The sequence below is a fragment of the Pseudomonas sp. S37 genome, from assembly GCF_016658545.1.
Lineage (GTDB): Bacteria > Pseudomonadota > Gammaproteobacteria > Pseudomonadales > Pseudomonadaceae > Aquipseudomonas.
The window spans coordinates 33,087-48,405 of record NZ_JACVZC010000003.1; the positions used below are offsets into that span (position 1 = coordinate 33,087).

Annotated in this window: 13 protein-coding genes; 3 read left to right on the forward strand and 10 right to left on the reverse strand. The window is 65.3% G+C overall.

Annotation, left to right across the window (positions count from 1 at the left end):
• From IAE39_RS01895 to IAE39_RS01940, 10 genes are all read right to left on the reverse strand, one after another.
• A complete protein-coding gene (locus tag IAE39_RS01895; RefSeq protein WP_201198890.1) occupies positions 1–1,767 on the reverse strand; it encodes a GMC family oxidoreductase in 1,767 nt (588 codons plus the stop codon).
• Positions 1,768–1,784: 17 nt separating this feature from the next.
• Positions 1,785–2,507, reverse strand: a complete 723-nt coding sequence (locus IAE39_RS01900; RefSeq protein WP_201198891.1) for a gluconate 2-dehydrogenase subunit 3 family protein — start codon at positions 2,505–2,507, stop codon at positions 1,785–1,787.
• Positions 2,508–2,749: 242 nt separating this feature from the next.
• Positions 2,750–3,778 (reverse strand): LacI family DNA-binding transcriptional regulator, encoded by a 1,029-nt coding sequence (locus tag IAE39_RS01905; RefSeq protein WP_201198892.1) that lies wholly within the window; start codon positions 3,776–3,778, stop codon positions 2,750–2,752.
• A gap of 74 nt (positions 3,779–3,852) precedes the next feature.
• Positions 3,853–4,755, reverse strand: coding sequence for a DoxX family protein (locus IAE39_RS01910; RefSeq protein ID WP_201198894.1), 903 nt, complete (start codon positions 4,753–4,755; stop codon positions 3,853–3,855).
• Positions 4,756–4,763: 8 nt separating this feature from the next.
• Positions 4,764–5,276 (reverse strand): GlcG/HbpS family heme-binding protein, encoded by a 513-nt coding sequence (locus IAE39_RS01915; protein ID WP_201198896.1) that lies wholly within the window; start codon positions 5,274–5,276, stop codon positions 4,764–4,766.
• 64 nt (positions 5,277–5,340) lie between these two features.
• Positions 5,341–5,826 (reverse strand): heme-binding protein, encoded by a 486-nt coding sequence (locus tag IAE39_RS01920; RefSeq protein ID WP_236548359.1) that lies wholly within the window; start codon positions 5,824–5,826, stop codon positions 5,341–5,343.
• Between the two features lie 130 nt (positions 5,827–5,956).
• A complete protein-coding gene (locus tag IAE39_RS01925; RefSeq protein ID WP_201198898.1) occupies positions 5,957–7,144 on the reverse strand; it encodes an L-dopachrome tautomerase-related protein in 1,188 nt (395 codons plus the stop codon).
• Positions 7,145–7,170: 26 nt separating this feature from the next.
• Positions 7,171–8,559, reverse strand: a complete 1,389-nt coding sequence (locus IAE39_RS01930) for an MFS transporter (RefSeq protein ID WP_201198900.1) — start codon at positions 8,557–8,559, stop codon at positions 7,171–7,173.
• A gap of 61 nt (positions 8,560–8,620) precedes the next feature.
• Complete coding sequence (locus tag IAE39_RS01935) at positions 8,621–9,823, reverse strand: mandelate racemase/muconate lactonizing enzyme family protein (protein ID WP_201198902.1); 1,203 nt, start codon at positions 9,821–9,823, stop codon at positions 8,621–8,623.
• Between the two features lie 126 nt (positions 9,824–9,949).
• Positions 9,950–10,993, reverse strand: a complete 1,044-nt coding sequence (locus tag IAE39_RS01940; protein WP_201198904.1) for a LacI family DNA-binding transcriptional regulator — start codon at positions 10,991–10,993, stop codon at positions 9,950–9,952.
• A 205-nt stretch (positions 10,994–11,198) separates the two neighbouring features.
• On the opposite strand from IAE39_RS01940, the gene IAE39_RS01945 reads away from it, so the two are divergent.
• The 3 genes from IAE39_RS01945 to IAE39_RS01955 all read left to right on the forward strand — a co-directional run bounded on the left by IAE39_RS01945 (position 11,199) and on the right by IAE39_RS01955 (position 15,083).
• A complete protein-coding gene (locus IAE39_RS01945) occupies positions 11,199–11,903 on the forward strand; it encodes a gluconate 2-dehydrogenase subunit 3 family protein (RefSeq protein WP_201198905.1) in 705 nt (234 codons plus the stop codon).
• 85 nt (positions 11,904–11,988) lie between these two features.
• A complete protein-coding gene (locus tag IAE39_RS01950; RefSeq protein WP_201198906.1) occupies positions 11,989–13,764 on the forward strand; it encodes a GMC family oxidoreductase in 1,776 nt (591 codons plus the stop codon).
• A gap of 11 nt (positions 13,765–13,775) precedes the next feature.
• Positions 13,776–15,083, forward strand: a complete 1,308-nt coding sequence (locus tag IAE39_RS01955) for a c-type cytochrome (RefSeq protein WP_201198907.1) — start codon at positions 13,776–13,778, stop codon at positions 15,081–15,083.
• Positions 15,084–15,319: the final 236 nt, after the last annotated feature.

The window sequence follows — 15,319 nt, forward strand, 5'->3', positions numbered from 1 at the left end:
TCACACAAGGGATCCGGGGTTGTGCTGGTACTTCTCATGGATCGCCCGCGCCGTACGGATGGCCAGGGCGCCCACGGTGCTGGTGGGGTTGTAGCCGGCGTTGGTGGGGAACGCCGAAGCGCCGACCACGAACACGTTGTGCGCGTCCCAGCTCTGCAAGTAGGTGTTGACCGCACTGGTACGCGGGTCTTCGCCCATGACCATGCCGCCTTGTGTGTGGTTGGAGTTCTCGTCGTACGGGCTCCACGCCTTGGCGGCCGAGTTGAAGGTGTGCACGTGCTTGGCGCCCATCTTCTTGCCGATGTCGAAGGCGCGCTGCTCGATGAAACGGGCCATGTTGCGGTCGTTCTGGTTCCAGTCGAAGGTCATGCGCAGCAGCGGCGTGCCCCAGCGGTCCTTGTAGTTGGGGTCCAGCGACAAGTAGGCATCGCGGGCCGGCATCGAGGTGCCCTGGCCGAAGATGATCCCGTAGTTCTGGTAGTTGTCCTTGTAGGTCTGCTTGAAACCCTTGCCCCAGCGCGGGCTGCCCGGCGGCAGAAGCCCTGCGCGACCGATCGGCATGCCCTCGCGGGACACGGTGAGCAAACCGGCACCGCCGATGAAGTCAAGCTGGCTGTGGTCGAAGTTGTCGCCGTTGTAATCGTCCACCTGGATGCCCAGGCCGCCGGCACCAATGAACGGGTTGAGGGTCTCGTCCTCGAACCACACGTGGGCGCCTGCGCAAGTCTGGTAGTTGTAGGCGCGGCCGATGGTGCCGGTTTGGCTCACCGGATCGTACTGTTTGCCTATGTCGCTGAGCAGCATCAGACGCGCGTTGTCGTAGGTGAACGAGCACAGCGCGACGATATCGGCAGGCTGAATGACCTCGCGGCCCTGCTCGTCGAAGTAGCTGACGCCGGTGGCGGTCTTGCCGTCTTCGGCCTTGTGGATCTTGGTCACGTAACCCTGGGTGATCAGGGTGAAGTTCTTGCGCCGCATCAACGCCGGGATCACGCAGGCCTGGGGCGAAGACTTGGAGTAGTTGCCGCAGCCATGGAACATGCAGTAGCCGCAGTAGGTGCACGGCGCCATGCTCACGCCCAGTGGGTTGACGTAGGCCGCGCCAACGTGGGCCACCGGGATGTAGAACGGGTGCAGGCCCATCTGCGCGGTGCTGTCGCGGTACATCTGCATCAGGCGCGAGTCTTTCAGCGCAGGCGTCGGGAATTCGCGGCTGCGCGGGCCTTCGAACGGGTTGCCACCGGGGCGGATTTCACCGTTGAGGTTGCCGGCAATGCCGGAGATGCCGGCGATGCGTTCGAAGCGATCGTAGAACGGCTCGAGGTCGGCGTAGGTGATGCCCCAGTCCTGTACCTGTTCCAGGCCCTTGAGCTTGCTGGCGCCGTAGCGCTCCAGGGTGGCCGAGCGCACACGGAAGTCCCACTCTGAGAAACGCCAGGCCATGCCGGCCCAATGGAAGCCCGCGCCGCCCACCGACTTGCCCATCTGGAAGGCTTTCAGCTCGCGGGTCGGCACCGCGGTCTGGCCGGAGTGGTTGCGGAACGTCAGGGTGTAGTCGCCCGGCTGCAGCAGCAGCTCGCGGCGGATGGTCCAGCGCAGCTCGTCCGGGTCGACGGCCGGCGGGGTGTCGGTGGAGGTGTCGAGCCACGGGCCGCGGTCGATCGCCACCACTTCCAGCCCGGCGCGGGTCAGTTCTTCGGCCATCAGCGAGCCAGCCCAACCCAGGCCGACGATGACTACGTCAGCTTTTTTGCGTGTAATTGCCATGTTGGTTTCCTCTGGCCTCAGCTCACCGGGATCAGGCTGATGGGCGTCAGGCCCAGGTCCTGCCCGCGACGGTCGATGTACTGGCGGTAGTCGTAGCGAGCGCCGGGGAAGCCCACCAGCTTCCAGCCGACCATGCCGCGGTTGCCGCCGTAGAGCGGGTCGGCGAAGTAACCTTCGCGCACGCTGAGCAGCAGGAATTCGAACAGGCGGCTGCCGCTGCCGGCGCCTTCCCAGTCCAGGCGGCCTTCGTCCAGCTGGCGCAGGATCGCGTCCATCTGCTCGCCGTCGAGCTCAGCGAAGGCGCGGCCGTGCAGCTGGCGGGCGTGCTGGTCGATGAACGCCAGGCCGGCCAGGGTGTAGTCGCGACGGGTGCGCAGGCTGATGGTCAGGCCCATCAGAGCGGACTCGTCGGCCTGTAATGGGCGCTCCAGGTACAGGTCCTTGGACTCGCCGTAAGGGCCGTTCATCTGCGCGTCGAGGTAGTCGACGCAGCCGGCCTCGCTGGCCGAGGCACCCAGCTCGTCATGGGGAATCAGGCGGTCGAAAACGGCGGTCAGGGTGGCGCGGGCCTGGCCCTTGAACACATTGCCCTGGCCGCCGCTCATTATCGGCGATGGCAGCATTTCGCGGTTCAGGCCGGTTTCCGGCGGCACCGACTTGAGTTCCACTGCGCCGACCTTGGCCAGGCCTGCGGCGGCGAATAACGCACCCATTGAACGCAAGGCGTCCCTACGTTTCATGGAGTTCTCCTTATCGACAATCACGGGGAGCCGTGCGGTAGGTCGCGGAATTTCGGGCGCGCAAAGGCACACGGCGAGCACGGACGGGCTCGTCGGGGGCGATGGGGATCTGGGCGGGTGAACGAAAAACGCGGTGTACTGGGGAGTGAACCTGGCAACCTGCCGGTCACGGCGGGTGCCAGTCTATGGCGCGACATAACGCCGCGCCATCGAAGCATTGACGTGTTTACGTCAAAATCGCATCAACACGTGGCAGGCGGGAGGGTTTCGTCGATCACCATGCGCAGCTGCGGCCACACCTGTGGCGGTGCGTCCAGGTCACCGTTGGCATACAGCAATTGCTGGATGGCAGCTTCGGCCTGGCCTTCAGGGTCCTGATCGAGCACCAGCGACAACAGCCCTTCGCGGAGCATGTCGGCATGCTGTGCAGTCGCCTCATGGCTGATCCAGACCAGCCGCCCGGCATGCCTGGACAACGCCTGGTGCACGCCCGTGGAGCCGCTCCCAGTGGTGTACAGCCCAACCACCCCAGCGTCCTGAGCCAGGTACTCGCTGATCTTCGCGGCATTGAGCTGGTTGTCGTCGAAGCATTCCACCGGGCCGAGCACCTCGACCTGAGGCGCCCGCTCGGCCATGACCTCGAGAAAGCCCTGTACGCGTTGCTGATGGGCGCGATAGAGCAAGGAGTTGGTTACCAGCAAGACACGGCTCTGGGTCGGCGCAACCCATTGGCTCATCAACCGGCCGGCAGCGCGGCCGGCGACATGGTTGTCGATGCCCGCGTAGATCGCCCCTTCCAGCCCGGGCAGGCTGCTGGTCACCAGTATCACCGGCACGCCGGCAGCGACCTGCGCACTGAGGGCTTCACGCACCTGTGGGGTGTCTTGGGCAACCACGATCAACCCCTGGCGCGGCACCCTGGGCTGGTTGATGAGGTCCAGCAGTTGCTGCGGGTCACGCTCCTGCCAGACATGGCGCTGCAGCACCAACCGTGAGCGGTGCATCTGCGCCTGTTTGACGAAGGCCGCTGCGAGGCGCCGGTAATGATCGGTGGCGCTGTCTACCAGCAGCAAGTCGAAGCGCAGCAAGCCATGCAGCGCAGACGGCAGCAGGCGTTTGAGCCCCAGCGCCTGGGCTGCCTGCAGCACTTTGCGACGCTTGCTGTCGGAAACGCTGCCGCGCTCGTTCAGCACACGATCGACGGTACTCAGGCTGACGCCGGCCAGTTGGGCGACATCAGCCATGCCTTGGCGACGGTCAATCTTGTCCACCTAGAAACATCCAGTAACCAAAGACGCGGAGTCTGCCATGCCAGCGCAGCTTTCGCCTACTCCGCGTACTTCTCCTACCCAGTGTGGCGAGCACCCGTTTCATTGAACGCCAACCACCTCAATTGGCGCGGCATCCAGCCCCGACGCAACAGCCAGCCATCGAGCGAGAACTTGCCGGCCCCGGTCACCATGACGCCGGCAAACACCACCATGAGCAGCATCACGTACTCCCAGCCGCCCCCGCCCGCCGAGGCCCAGGCATACCCTCGGCTCCACTCCCCGCCGAAACCGACCGTGGCCACGAGGAAGTACACCAGGCTCACCAATGCCCCCAGCCGTGCGAACAATCCCAGCCCGACGCTGACGGCACTGGCAAACTCGATCAGCCCACCCAGCACCACGAAGTACGCCGCGACCTCGCCCAGGCCAAAACCCTGGAAGCCCGTCTCCAACCGATGGAACCAGCCCAGCCCGGCGAAGATCTTCTCGGAACTGTGGCACAGCTCGTTCAGGCCGAAGTACATGCGCACGATCGTCGCCTGCCACAACAGCAGCCCCAGCCAGGCCCCTGGCTTGTTGCGATCACGGCGCAGGTCGCTGAGCACGCAGTCGGCGAACTGCAGCAGCAACGGCACGGCGGCGATGCTCGCGACCCAGACCATGACAAGTGCATCGTTCATCGCCGCCACGCGCCAGGCGATCAGGAACGGCAGCAACGACATCAGAAAGCCCGGGGCGAATGTTCTGGGGGTGATCAACGCCGCACTGAACAAGGCGACGCACATCCACAGCGTACTCGACCAGGCCGCGAAATCCGGCAACGAGTGGTTGCCCCAGCCGCAATAGAGAGCGGCCACCAGGGTCGCCGCCAGCCCCGCCACGCTGAGCGTGTTGGGCATGCGCGACGGTTTGAGCAAACCGTAGTCGTTGGCATAGGCGCCCTCGACCACATCAAGGGACCGTACAGGACTGTTCATCACGAACCTCACTCAGGGGTGGCTGGCAGAGTCTTCTCGAAGGCACGCGCAAGCTCGGTGGCCATGCGCTGCTCCTGGTCATCGCTGGCACCGCCAGCCACGCCCAAGGCACCGACAGCCTGGCCCTGCTGGCGGATCACCACCCCGGCGACGGCGGGCAGGATCCCGGGGATGCTGCCCAGTTGCAGGTTTTTCTGCCGCGCCAGGTCGTAGAACACCACGGTGTCGACGTCGTTGATCGCCGCCGAGTTGGCCTTCTTGATCGCCGCCTCGATGCAGCCCGGAGCGGCGCCATCCATACGTTTGAAGGCCAACAGGTAACCATTGGCGTCGGTCACCGCGATGCACGGGTGAGTGCCTTCGGTGCGGGCCTTGGCCACGGCGGTATCGAGCAGCGCTGCCGCGCCGCCCAGAGACAGCTGGGTGGTGCCACGCAAGGCGGTGCCTTCACTGGCCTGGGCCCATGGCACGGCAAGCAGGGTGAGGCCAGCCAGTAGCAGGCGCCGGAAATGAACGTTCATCTGCAATTCCTTTTCAATCGATCCAGGTTGGCCCTCCACGCACAGGCGCAGAGGGCCACGGCCATCAGTGGAAGGTCGCTGCCACGTCTTCGGCGAGTTTCTGCTCGGTCAGGTCGGTGGCGCCGCTGACGCCAACGCTGCCGACCACATTGCCGCCGTGCTTGACCACCACCCCGCCCACCGCCGGCAGGATGCCGGGAATGGTGCCGATGGCCAGGTTCTCCTTGCGCGCCAGGTCGTAGAAGGTGATGGTGTTGATGGCAAAGCGCGCGGCCGAAGTGGCCTTGGCGATCGAGGCCTCGACACAACCGGCATAGGCACCCTGCATGCGGGTGAAGGCCAGCAGGTGGCCGTCGGCATCGGTGACCGCGATGCAGATCTTCATGGCGCGGCTGGCGGCCAGTTCGGTGGCTTGCTGCGCCAGCTGCTGGGCAGCGGCGGTGGACAGGTTTTCCTGGGCCACCACCGTGGCTGCCGGGCTGGCCGCCTGGGCGGAGGTCGCCATGGCGAAGGCAAGGGACAAGGCGGCGATGGTCATTGTTGTTTTCATCGGTACATCTCCTGGGGTGGTGCCCTGAGCGTGATTGCGCAGGGCTGGCTGAATGCGGGCGCAAGGGCGCCCTGCTCGCGAGCCGCTCAGGGCTCGCAAGTGCATCAAAGGGTTCGAAGGGATAAGTGGGTCAGCGGGCGACAGTGGCCAGCGGCTTGCCGACCACGGCCGGGACTTTCTCGCGCCCGCCCAGGGCTGCCGGCAGCTGCACCTTGTAGATCATGAATGGCCGCACGATCGCGTCCTGGCCGCCAGGGCCGCGGTTGGAGGCCATGCGCGCACTCTGCGGCACCGGGATGTACAGCTCGCGCTGATCGGAAATGATCATCGCATCCGGATTCCACAGCCGCGGGTCCTCGGCCACCACGCGCAGCGTGCCGTCCGGCGCGTACACCGAGACCCGCGGCCGGTCATACTCGCCCAGGTAGACGTTGCCGGCGCTGTCCATCGCGGTGCCGGTCAGCGGGCTGGTGTCATGCACGAACTCGACCTGCTTGCCCAGCTCCGCCTCGCTGATCCGCGTGTCGCGCAACGCTGCGGTCGGCACCCGCCACAACGGCCCGCTCAGCGGCTGGTAGTACAGCCATTGGCCGTCGGGGCTGATCTCGATCGGGTCGGAATGCACCTGGTGATCGCTGCCGTCAGCCAGCAGTAGCGGCTGACCGTTTTCACCGATCGGCCGCCGCTCGGGCGCCATCTGCGTCGACGGATGCCCGGCCAGGCGCCGCACGGCTTCACCGGTTTTCAGGTTGATTACGATGATCGCGCCCAGGCCCGAGTCGGTCACATAGGCATGCTCGCTGTCCAGGCGCAGGTCGTTGAGGTTGGCGCCGGCCGGCAGCACGCTGGCGGGCAGGCTGATGCTGCGCAGCAGCTTGCCGTCGCGGGTGTCGAACTGCAGGATCTTCTGCCCGGGGTTGATGCCCTTGGGCCCGGCATCCTCGCCCTGGTCGATGGCCCACAGGGTGTCGTCGTCGAAGATATGGATGGTGTTGATCTTCACCAGCGCCGCAGCGCTCGGCTTGCCCGGTGCCCAGGCATTCCACTGCCCGCCCGGGAACGGCTTGAGGCTGCCGTCGGGCAGCACCTCGGCGATCGACGGGGTTTTCTCGAAGCCGGGCCAGCGCGGCAGGCCGACGAACAGGCGGCCATCGGAAGTCAGCGCCACGGCGTTGCACAGCCAGTCCAGGCGGGCGACCTCAGTCAGCGGCTGACCGCTGGGCGGCAGATCCTGCGCCTGTATGAGCGGCGTGCAGGCAAGGCCCAGGGCAAAACCGGCAATGCGCAAAGCGCGGGAAGTACGTCCTGATGCGTTCATTATTATTGTCCTTGTTAGTAATGGAATCAGCGCGCAGTAGCGGGCTTGAGCGATGGCGCGGGCCGGTCGCGGTCTTGCGGGTTCGAGCTGTCGTCAGGGCGTTGCAGCGGGCCGACGATGAGCAGGTAGCTGACGAACGCACCGACGGCATTCAGCGCGACATACACCAGGGCACCGTTGAACGAGTGCATCGACTGCACCATGTAGCCGATCACCACCGGGGTGACGATGCCGGCCAGGCTGCCGAAGGTGTTGAAGATCGCACCATTCATGCCGATGCTGTCCTTGGGCGAGACATCGGCGATGATCGCCCAGCCCAGCGCGCCCACGCCCTTGCCGAAGAACGCCAGGGCCATGAACAGCACGATTAGCAGGTTGGTTTCCACGTAGTTGCACAGGATCATGCTCATCGACAGCGCCATGCCGATGAAGATCGGCAGTTTGCGCGCCAACGTCAGCGACATCCCCTTGCGCAACATCCAGTCCGAGGCCATGCCCCCGGTAATCCCGCCGACAAAGCCGCAAATCGCTGGCACCGCCGCCAACAGCCCAGCATCCAGCAACGACAGCCCGCGCTGCTGCACCAGGTACACCGGGAACCAGGTGAGGAAGAAGAACGTCAGCGTGCTGATGCAGAACTGCGCCAGGTAAATGCCGAGGAACATGCGCTGGCGCAGCAGACCACGAGCGCGCGTCCAGGTGTCGCGCCAGCCCTGCCCTGACGGCCGACTGGCGGCGCGCTCGCGCAGGCTGGCCCCGCCCAGGCGCATGGCCTCGAGTTCCACCGGCGTCAGCGTCGGGTGCTCGACTGGCGCCTTGATCCGGCGAATGAACACCAGGCCCATGGCGACGCCCGCCGCGCCCATCACGTAGAACACCCAAGGCCAGCCCCAGCGGGTCGAAATCCACGCCAGCAAGGGTGTGAACACCACCGCAGCGAAGTACTGGGACGAATTGAAGATCGCCGTGGCAGTGCCACGTTCAGCCGTGGGGAACCACATCGAGACGATCTTGCTGTTGGCCGGGAAGCACGGCGCCTCGGCAGCGCCGACCAGAAAGCGCAGGGCGAATACGGCGACAAAGGCCAGACCCACCGGCATCATCGCGACAGTGCCGATCAACCCGGTGAACAGCGACCAGGCGACGATCGCCAGGCCCAGCACGCGAATGCTGCCGAAGCGGTCGATGGCCAGGCCACCCGGCAGTTGCAGGAGCATGTAGGCCCAGGCGAAGGCCGAGAACAGCCAGCCCATCTGGGCATGCCCCAGGCCCATTTCATCTGCCAGGCTGGCGCCGGCGATGGACAGCGTGGCGCGGTCGCCCTGGTTGATGATCATCATCACGAACAGCAGGGCTATGACTTCATGGCGCCGGTGTTCGGCGATGAAGCGGCGCAGAGAATGTATTTTTTTCATTGTATTCTCGATACCGGTTTGCAAGCGCGAGCAACCTGTAAGGCTGCCGCGCAGCAATCAGTCAGCAGTGGGTTTCACGCACGATCGCATCGGCACGTTGGCGCACTTCAGGCCGCAGCGCCGTGCCCAGGCCAGGCCGTTGCGGTGCCAGGGCGAAGCCGCCATCGATCTGCGGAAGCTGGGTAACCAGTTCGCCATACCAGCTCGACAGCGATGCCCGCACCACTTCCTGAAGCACGGCGGTGGGCGCATGCAGCCCAAGGTGCAAGCCGGCGAACAACGCCACCGGGCCGGTGCAATCGTGGGGCGCCAGCGGCTTGTTATAGGCCTGCGCCAGCGCGGCGATCTTGCGCGCTTCGGTGAAGCCGCCGCACCACACCAGGTCGAGCATCAGGTAATCGAGGCTGTCGGCCTTGAGCAGGTCACGGTAGGCCGTGCTGCCGCCCAGGGTCTCGCTGGCGCAGATCGGCACCCGGGTACGGTTGCGCAGGTCGGCCAGGGCCTGAGCGTCGTCCATCTTGCACAGCGGGTCTTCCAACCAGTACACATCGAACGCCTCCAGCGCCTGGCAGATGCGCAGGGCTGCCGTGGTGTCCCACAGGCTGTGCAGTTCGCACATGATCTCGATGCGGTTGCCCACCGCTGCGCGAATCTGGCGGAACGCTTCGCAGCCCTTCTGCACCTCGTCCAGGCTGATGGTGTTGGCCCCGGGCTGACGGGCGAACTGGTCGAACGGCCAGATCTTCATGGCCGTGTAGCCCTCCTCCACCAGGCTGATGGCCAGAGCGCCGGCGTCGCGGCTGAAGGCCAGTTGATCGTCATAAGGGCCCTGGGCGCGGTCGCTTGCGCTGATCTCGCGGCGGGCGCCCTGCTGAGTGTTGAATTCGTAACCGGCGCAGGTGTTGTACACCCGGATGCGCTCGCGGCAGGCTCCGCCGAGCGCTTCATGGATGGGGATACCGTGGCGCTGACCCTTGAGGTCCCACAGGGCGATGTCCACAGCGCTGGCGGCGCGGATTTCGGCGCTGGCGCTGTGGTAACCCACATAGGGCGTGGTCAGTTCCAAGGAAATGGCTTCGATCTGCCGTGAGTCGCGGCCGATCAGCCCTGGGGCGATGAGTTCGTGGATGGCTGCCTCGACGGTGGCAGCTCCACGAAAGGTTTCGCCCAGGCCAATCAGGCCTTCATCGGTTTCGATCTCCAGCCAGAGCAACTTAGGGCGTTCGGGCAGGCGCAGGGTTCTAACACAGGTGATCTTCGACATTGTTCTTGTCCTGAGTCCATTCCAGAAAATGGTATCGTTACCATTTCTGCTAAAAAAGCTAGCGCATCACAAAAATCAGGACAAGAGGTTTTAGAAAAAAGTTTTCTGAGCGTGAAAATGTTAACGCTAACTTTCCAGCGCTCGGGTGCTCTCGCGCTGCACCAGGCTGAAGCCGATATCAACGGTCGCGGGCGATTGCGCATCGCCGCCCAGGCGCTCCAGCAACAGCCTGGCAGCCGTGTCGCCCATCAGGGTGCCGTCGATGCGCACCGTCGACAAGGCCGGGAAGGTATGCGCAGCGAAGGCCATGTCACCAAAGCCCATCACCGCCAGTTGCCCGGGCACCGCGATGCCGCGGGCGGCCGCTTCGGTCAGCACGCCCTGTGCGATGGTGTCGGAAGTGCAGACCACGGCGAAAGGGCCTTTGCTATCGACGGCGGACTGCTCGAGCAGCACGCTCAGGCCTTCACGACCCTGGGCCAGGGACGGCAGGCCCTGCCAGGTCTGGCGCTGGACGTCGGTGATGCCCTGCTCGGCCAAGGCCTGGACGAAGCTGTCGGCACGGCGCAGGCCACGCGGGTCGTCAACGGCCAGCAGGGCAAAGCGTCGGTAGCCCTGGCCCACCAACTGCCGCGCCACCTCGCGCCCGGCCTGCTCGTGGGAGAAACCGACCAGCATGTCGATCGGCTCGGCGGACAGGTCCCAGGTTTCCACCACTGGCACGCCCGCCGCGCGCAGGCGGTTGCGGCTGAGGCTGGTGTGCAGGGTACCGGTGAGAATGATGCCGTCCGGGCGGCGGCTGAGGATCACCTCCAGCAGTTCCTGCTCCTGCTCGGTCTGGTAGCCCGATACGCCCAGCAGCACCTGGTAGCCGGCCTTGATCAGGCGCTCGTTGATGGCCTGGAAGGTGTCGGAAAAGATCGGGTTGGTGACCATCGGCACCACCACCGCCACCAGTCGGGTGCGGCTGGACTTCAGCGCGCCGGCCAGGCGGTTGTGCACGTAGCCGGTCTGCTCGATGGCCCGGCGCACCTTGAGCCGGGTTGGTTCGCGCACGGTGTCCGGCTGGTTCAAGTAGCGCGACACCGTCATCGGCGCGACGCCGGCCAAGCGCGCCACATCGCTCAAGGTGACTGCCGCACGCACCTGTCCTTTGCCGTCTGAAGCCATACCCGCCCTACCCCGTGGATGCACCGTTGCTGAAGTCGGGCAAGAGTAGCCTGCGACAATCTTGAAGGAAACCCGTCAAAACAGTCATGGCGCGGGCCGCCGCTGCGCCCATAGACTCGCCCCGCCAGCCACAAGGCCGGCCCCATAACAATAACGCACGCGTCGCCAGCGCCTCTGGCCGACGCACGTCCTGAGGATGATGGACATGAATCGACGTGAAGCCCTGATCTCACTCGTTCAACTCAGCGCCCTTGGCGCCATTGGCAGCGCCAGTGCCGGCGTGCTCGCCAGCGACCGCCCGCTGGCCATCGGCACCCATGCCGACGCCCTGCCCCAACCGCCGAAACCCGGCGCCCTCGCCTACCTGAGCGCAGATGAAGCCCGGGAAGTGGCGGCCATCTTCGATCGCCTGATCCCCGAGGACGAACTGGGCATGAGCGCCAGCCAGGCCGGCTGCGTGGTGTTTCTCGACCGGCAACTGGCCGGCCCCTACGGCCAGGCCGCCAGCACCTACCGCCTCGGCCCATACGTTCAGGGCACGCCCGAGCAAGGGCCGCAGTTCAAGCTGACGCCTGCGCAGCGCTACCGGGAAGGCCTGGCGCGGCTCGGTCAGTACTGCCAGCAACAGCACGCCCGGCCGTTCAGCGGCCTGACCGGTGAACGGCAGGATGCCCTGCTGCGCGCGATGGAGGCCGGTGCCGCGCCGCTGGACGCCGACTTCTTCGCCCTGCTGTTGCAGAACGTGCGCGAAGGCTACCTGGCCGACCCGATGTATGGCGGCAACCGCGACATGGTGGGCTGGCGGTTGATCGGCTTCCCCGGCGCCCGCTACGACTATCGCCCGTACCTGCACAGGAAAGGCCTGCCGCTCGACCTGGAGCCGGTGAGCCTGCTCGGCCGGGCGGGCTGAGCCCACCCGCCACCTTCCCCCCATTTGCGCGAGGCAGCCCCGTGGCCCTGCCGGCCCCTGCCTGCGCGCGCCCCAAGGAATACAGATGAAAACGACAAGAGCCAAAGCGGATGTGGTGGTGATCGGCCTGGGCTGGTCCGGCTCGATCATCGCCGAGGAACTGGCCCGGGCCGGGCTCAAGGTGGTGGCCATCGAGCGTGGCGCCTGGCGCGACACCGCCAGCGACTTTCCGCCCTCGGTGGACACTGACGAACTGCGCTGGGCCACCCGCAAGGAAATCCTCCAGGCGCCACGCCTGGAAACCTACACCGTGCGCAACCACGCCGGCCAGCAGGCCCTGCCGGTGCGCGAGTGGAGCAATCTGACCCTCGGTAACAACGTCGGCGGTGCCGGTACCCACTGGGCCGCCGCGTCCTGGCGTTTCAACCCGTTCGACTTCGAGCCTTACAGCAGGACCGTGGAGCGCTACGGCAAGCAGCAACTGGTACCGGGCCTGCAGGTGCAGGACTGGGGCGTGACCTACGCCGAGCTCGAGCCGTTCTACGACCGCTTCGAGCGCATCGCCGGCACCAGCGGCAAGGCCGGGGTGATCGAGGGCCAGGTGATGCCCGGCGGCAACCCTTTCGAGGGTTCGCGCAGCCGTGAATTCCCGACCCCGCCGCTGGTGCCCAGCCACTGGAACGACATCTTCACCCGCAAGACCACCGAGTTGGGCTACCACCCCTTCCCGGTCCCCGCCGGCACGATCTCCCAGGCCTACGTCAACCCCTTGGGTGTGCGCATGGGCCCCTGCACCTATTGCGGCTACTGCCAGCTGTTCGGCTGCGGCAACTGGTCCAAGAGCAGCCCCAACGCCTGCGTGGTGCCGGCGCTGATGCGCCACCCGAGCTTCGAGCTGTTGACCGAAACCGAAGTACTGCACATCAACAAGTCCGCCGATGGCAAGACCGCCACCGGGGTCAGCTATATCGACAAACACGGCATGCAGGGTGAACAGCCTGCCGATATCGTCATCGTCGCCGCCTACCAGCTCGACAACGTGCGCCTCATGCTGCTTTCGGGCATCGGCGAACCCTACGACCCACGCACCCGCCGTGGCGTGATCGGACGCAACTACAGCTTCCAGACCCTCTCCTACGCCTACCTGTGGTTCGAGCAGGAGCACCTCAACCCGTTCATCAACACTGGCTGCCTGGCCATCCAGATCGACGACTTCAACGCCGACAACTTCGACCACAGCGGCCTGGGCTTCATTGGCGGCGCGGGCATCCAGTCGCTGTCCAACAGCGGCCTGCCGATCGGCATGGCCGGCGTGCTGCCCAAAGGTGCGCCAACCTGGGGCAAGGGCTGGAAGCAGGCCTTCCGGCACAGCTACCAGAACTGGGCGATGATCCAGGGCCAGGGCACCAGCTATGCCCACGAGGACATGTACTTCGACCTCGACCCGACCTACAAGGACAACTACGGTCGGCCACTGATGCGCATGACCTTCGACTACAACCTCAACGACAAGCGCTCGGGCGAGTTCATCCGCAAGCAGTGCGAAAGGATCGCCCAGGCCGTCGGCGGCCAGCACATCGAGTCCTACAACTTCGCAGCCGACCACTACACGCCGTTCCGCGCCAACGACTCCTCGCACACCAATGGCGGTGTGGTGATGGGCTGCGACCCGCGCACCAGCGCCCTGAACCGCTACCAGCAATGCTGGGCGGCGCACAACGTGTTCGTCCTCGGTGCCTCGTCGTTCCCCAACAACGCCGGCTACAACCCCACCGTGACCATCGGCGCCCTGGCCTTGTGGACGGCCAAGGCGATTATCGAGCAGTACATCAAGAACCCCGGCCCGCTGGTGCAGGCGTGAAAGGAGCTGCCATGAAGACCAAGACCTTACTGGCCAGCTGCATCGCACTGGCGCTGGCAGGCCTCACCGCTGCCGTGCTGCACAGCAACGACAGTGCCGCTGACAACGTCGCCGATGACCAACTGACTGGCGCCGACGCCCTTGCGGTCGACCCTGCCGCCGTCGCCCGCGGCGCGTACGTTTCGGCCCAGGCCGACTGTGCGGCTTGCCATACCAAGCCCGGCGGCTCGGCGTTCGCGGGCGGGTACGGGTTGCAGACGCCCTTTGGCGTGATCTACTCGACCAATATTACCCCCGACCCGCAGACCGGCATCGGCCGCTGGACCGAGCGTGACTTCTTCCGTGCGGTGCGCCATGGCCAGCGCAAGGACGGGCAACGGCTGTACCCGGCCATGCCCTACAACGCCTACGTGAAGATCAGCGACGCCGACCTGCACGACCTGTGGGCGTACATGCGCACGTTGCAACCTGTGCAGCAGGCGCCCACGCCCAACACCCTGGGTTTCCCGTTCAACATTCGCCAGACCCTGCTGGGCTGGAATCTGCTGTTCTTCGACAACACTCCCTTCGTATCGCAGCCCGAACAATCCGCGCAATGGAACCGCGGGCGCTACCTGGTGGACGGCGCCGGCCATTGCGCGGCCTGCCATACGCCGAAGAACCTGCTCGGTGGCGACACCGGCCGCTACCTGCAGGGCGCCGAGCTGCTCGGCAGCTACGCGCCGGAAATCACCGGCGATCATTATCGCGGTCTGGGCAGCTGGAGCGCGGAGCAGATAGCGGTCTACCTCAAGACCGGCGCCAACCATCAGGCAATTGCTTCGGGGCCAATGGGCGAGGCGATCGAGTTTTCCACCCAACACCTGAGCAACCAGGATCTGACCGCGATCGCCGAATACCTCAAATCAGTCGACGGATCGAAGACCACCCCGCCGCCCGCCATTGCCGCCAGCGAACCGATCATGCAGCGCGGTGCGCAGGTGTATGAGCTCAACTGCATGGCCTGTCACAACGTCAACGGCGAAGGCCTGCCCGGCATGGTGACCGGCTTTGCCGACAACCCTGGCATTCGCACGTCCACCGGGGAGAACCTGATCGCCACGGTGCTTGGGGGCGGTAAAGCAGTCATCACCCATCACAATCTTACAGGGGCCGGTATGCCGTCGTTCGACTGGAAACTGAGTGATGAAGATATTGCCGCCGTGCTGACCTACGTGCGCAATAGCTGGGGCAACGCCGCGTCTGAAATCCAGACGCCAGATGTAACCCGCACAAGACAAGAACTTGGAAAGCATTTGCCAATGAAGAATCGCTTCTGAGCCTACAGTTGGGACCCTACAGGTGAGGCCTGAGCGTGAGCACTGGGTAGTGGCAGCCTTGGAACTCAATCGTCCACGAGTTCCCTGACACTTCGTGAGGCTCGAGCGACAATAGCGGTCAGCGGGATGACGCCCCTGCGACGAGCGAACGATCACCTCATCGATCAATCCAGCAGCTTCTTGCGGCAGCGATAGATGACCAGCGGACCTTTACATAAAATCCAGTTCTGGATAAT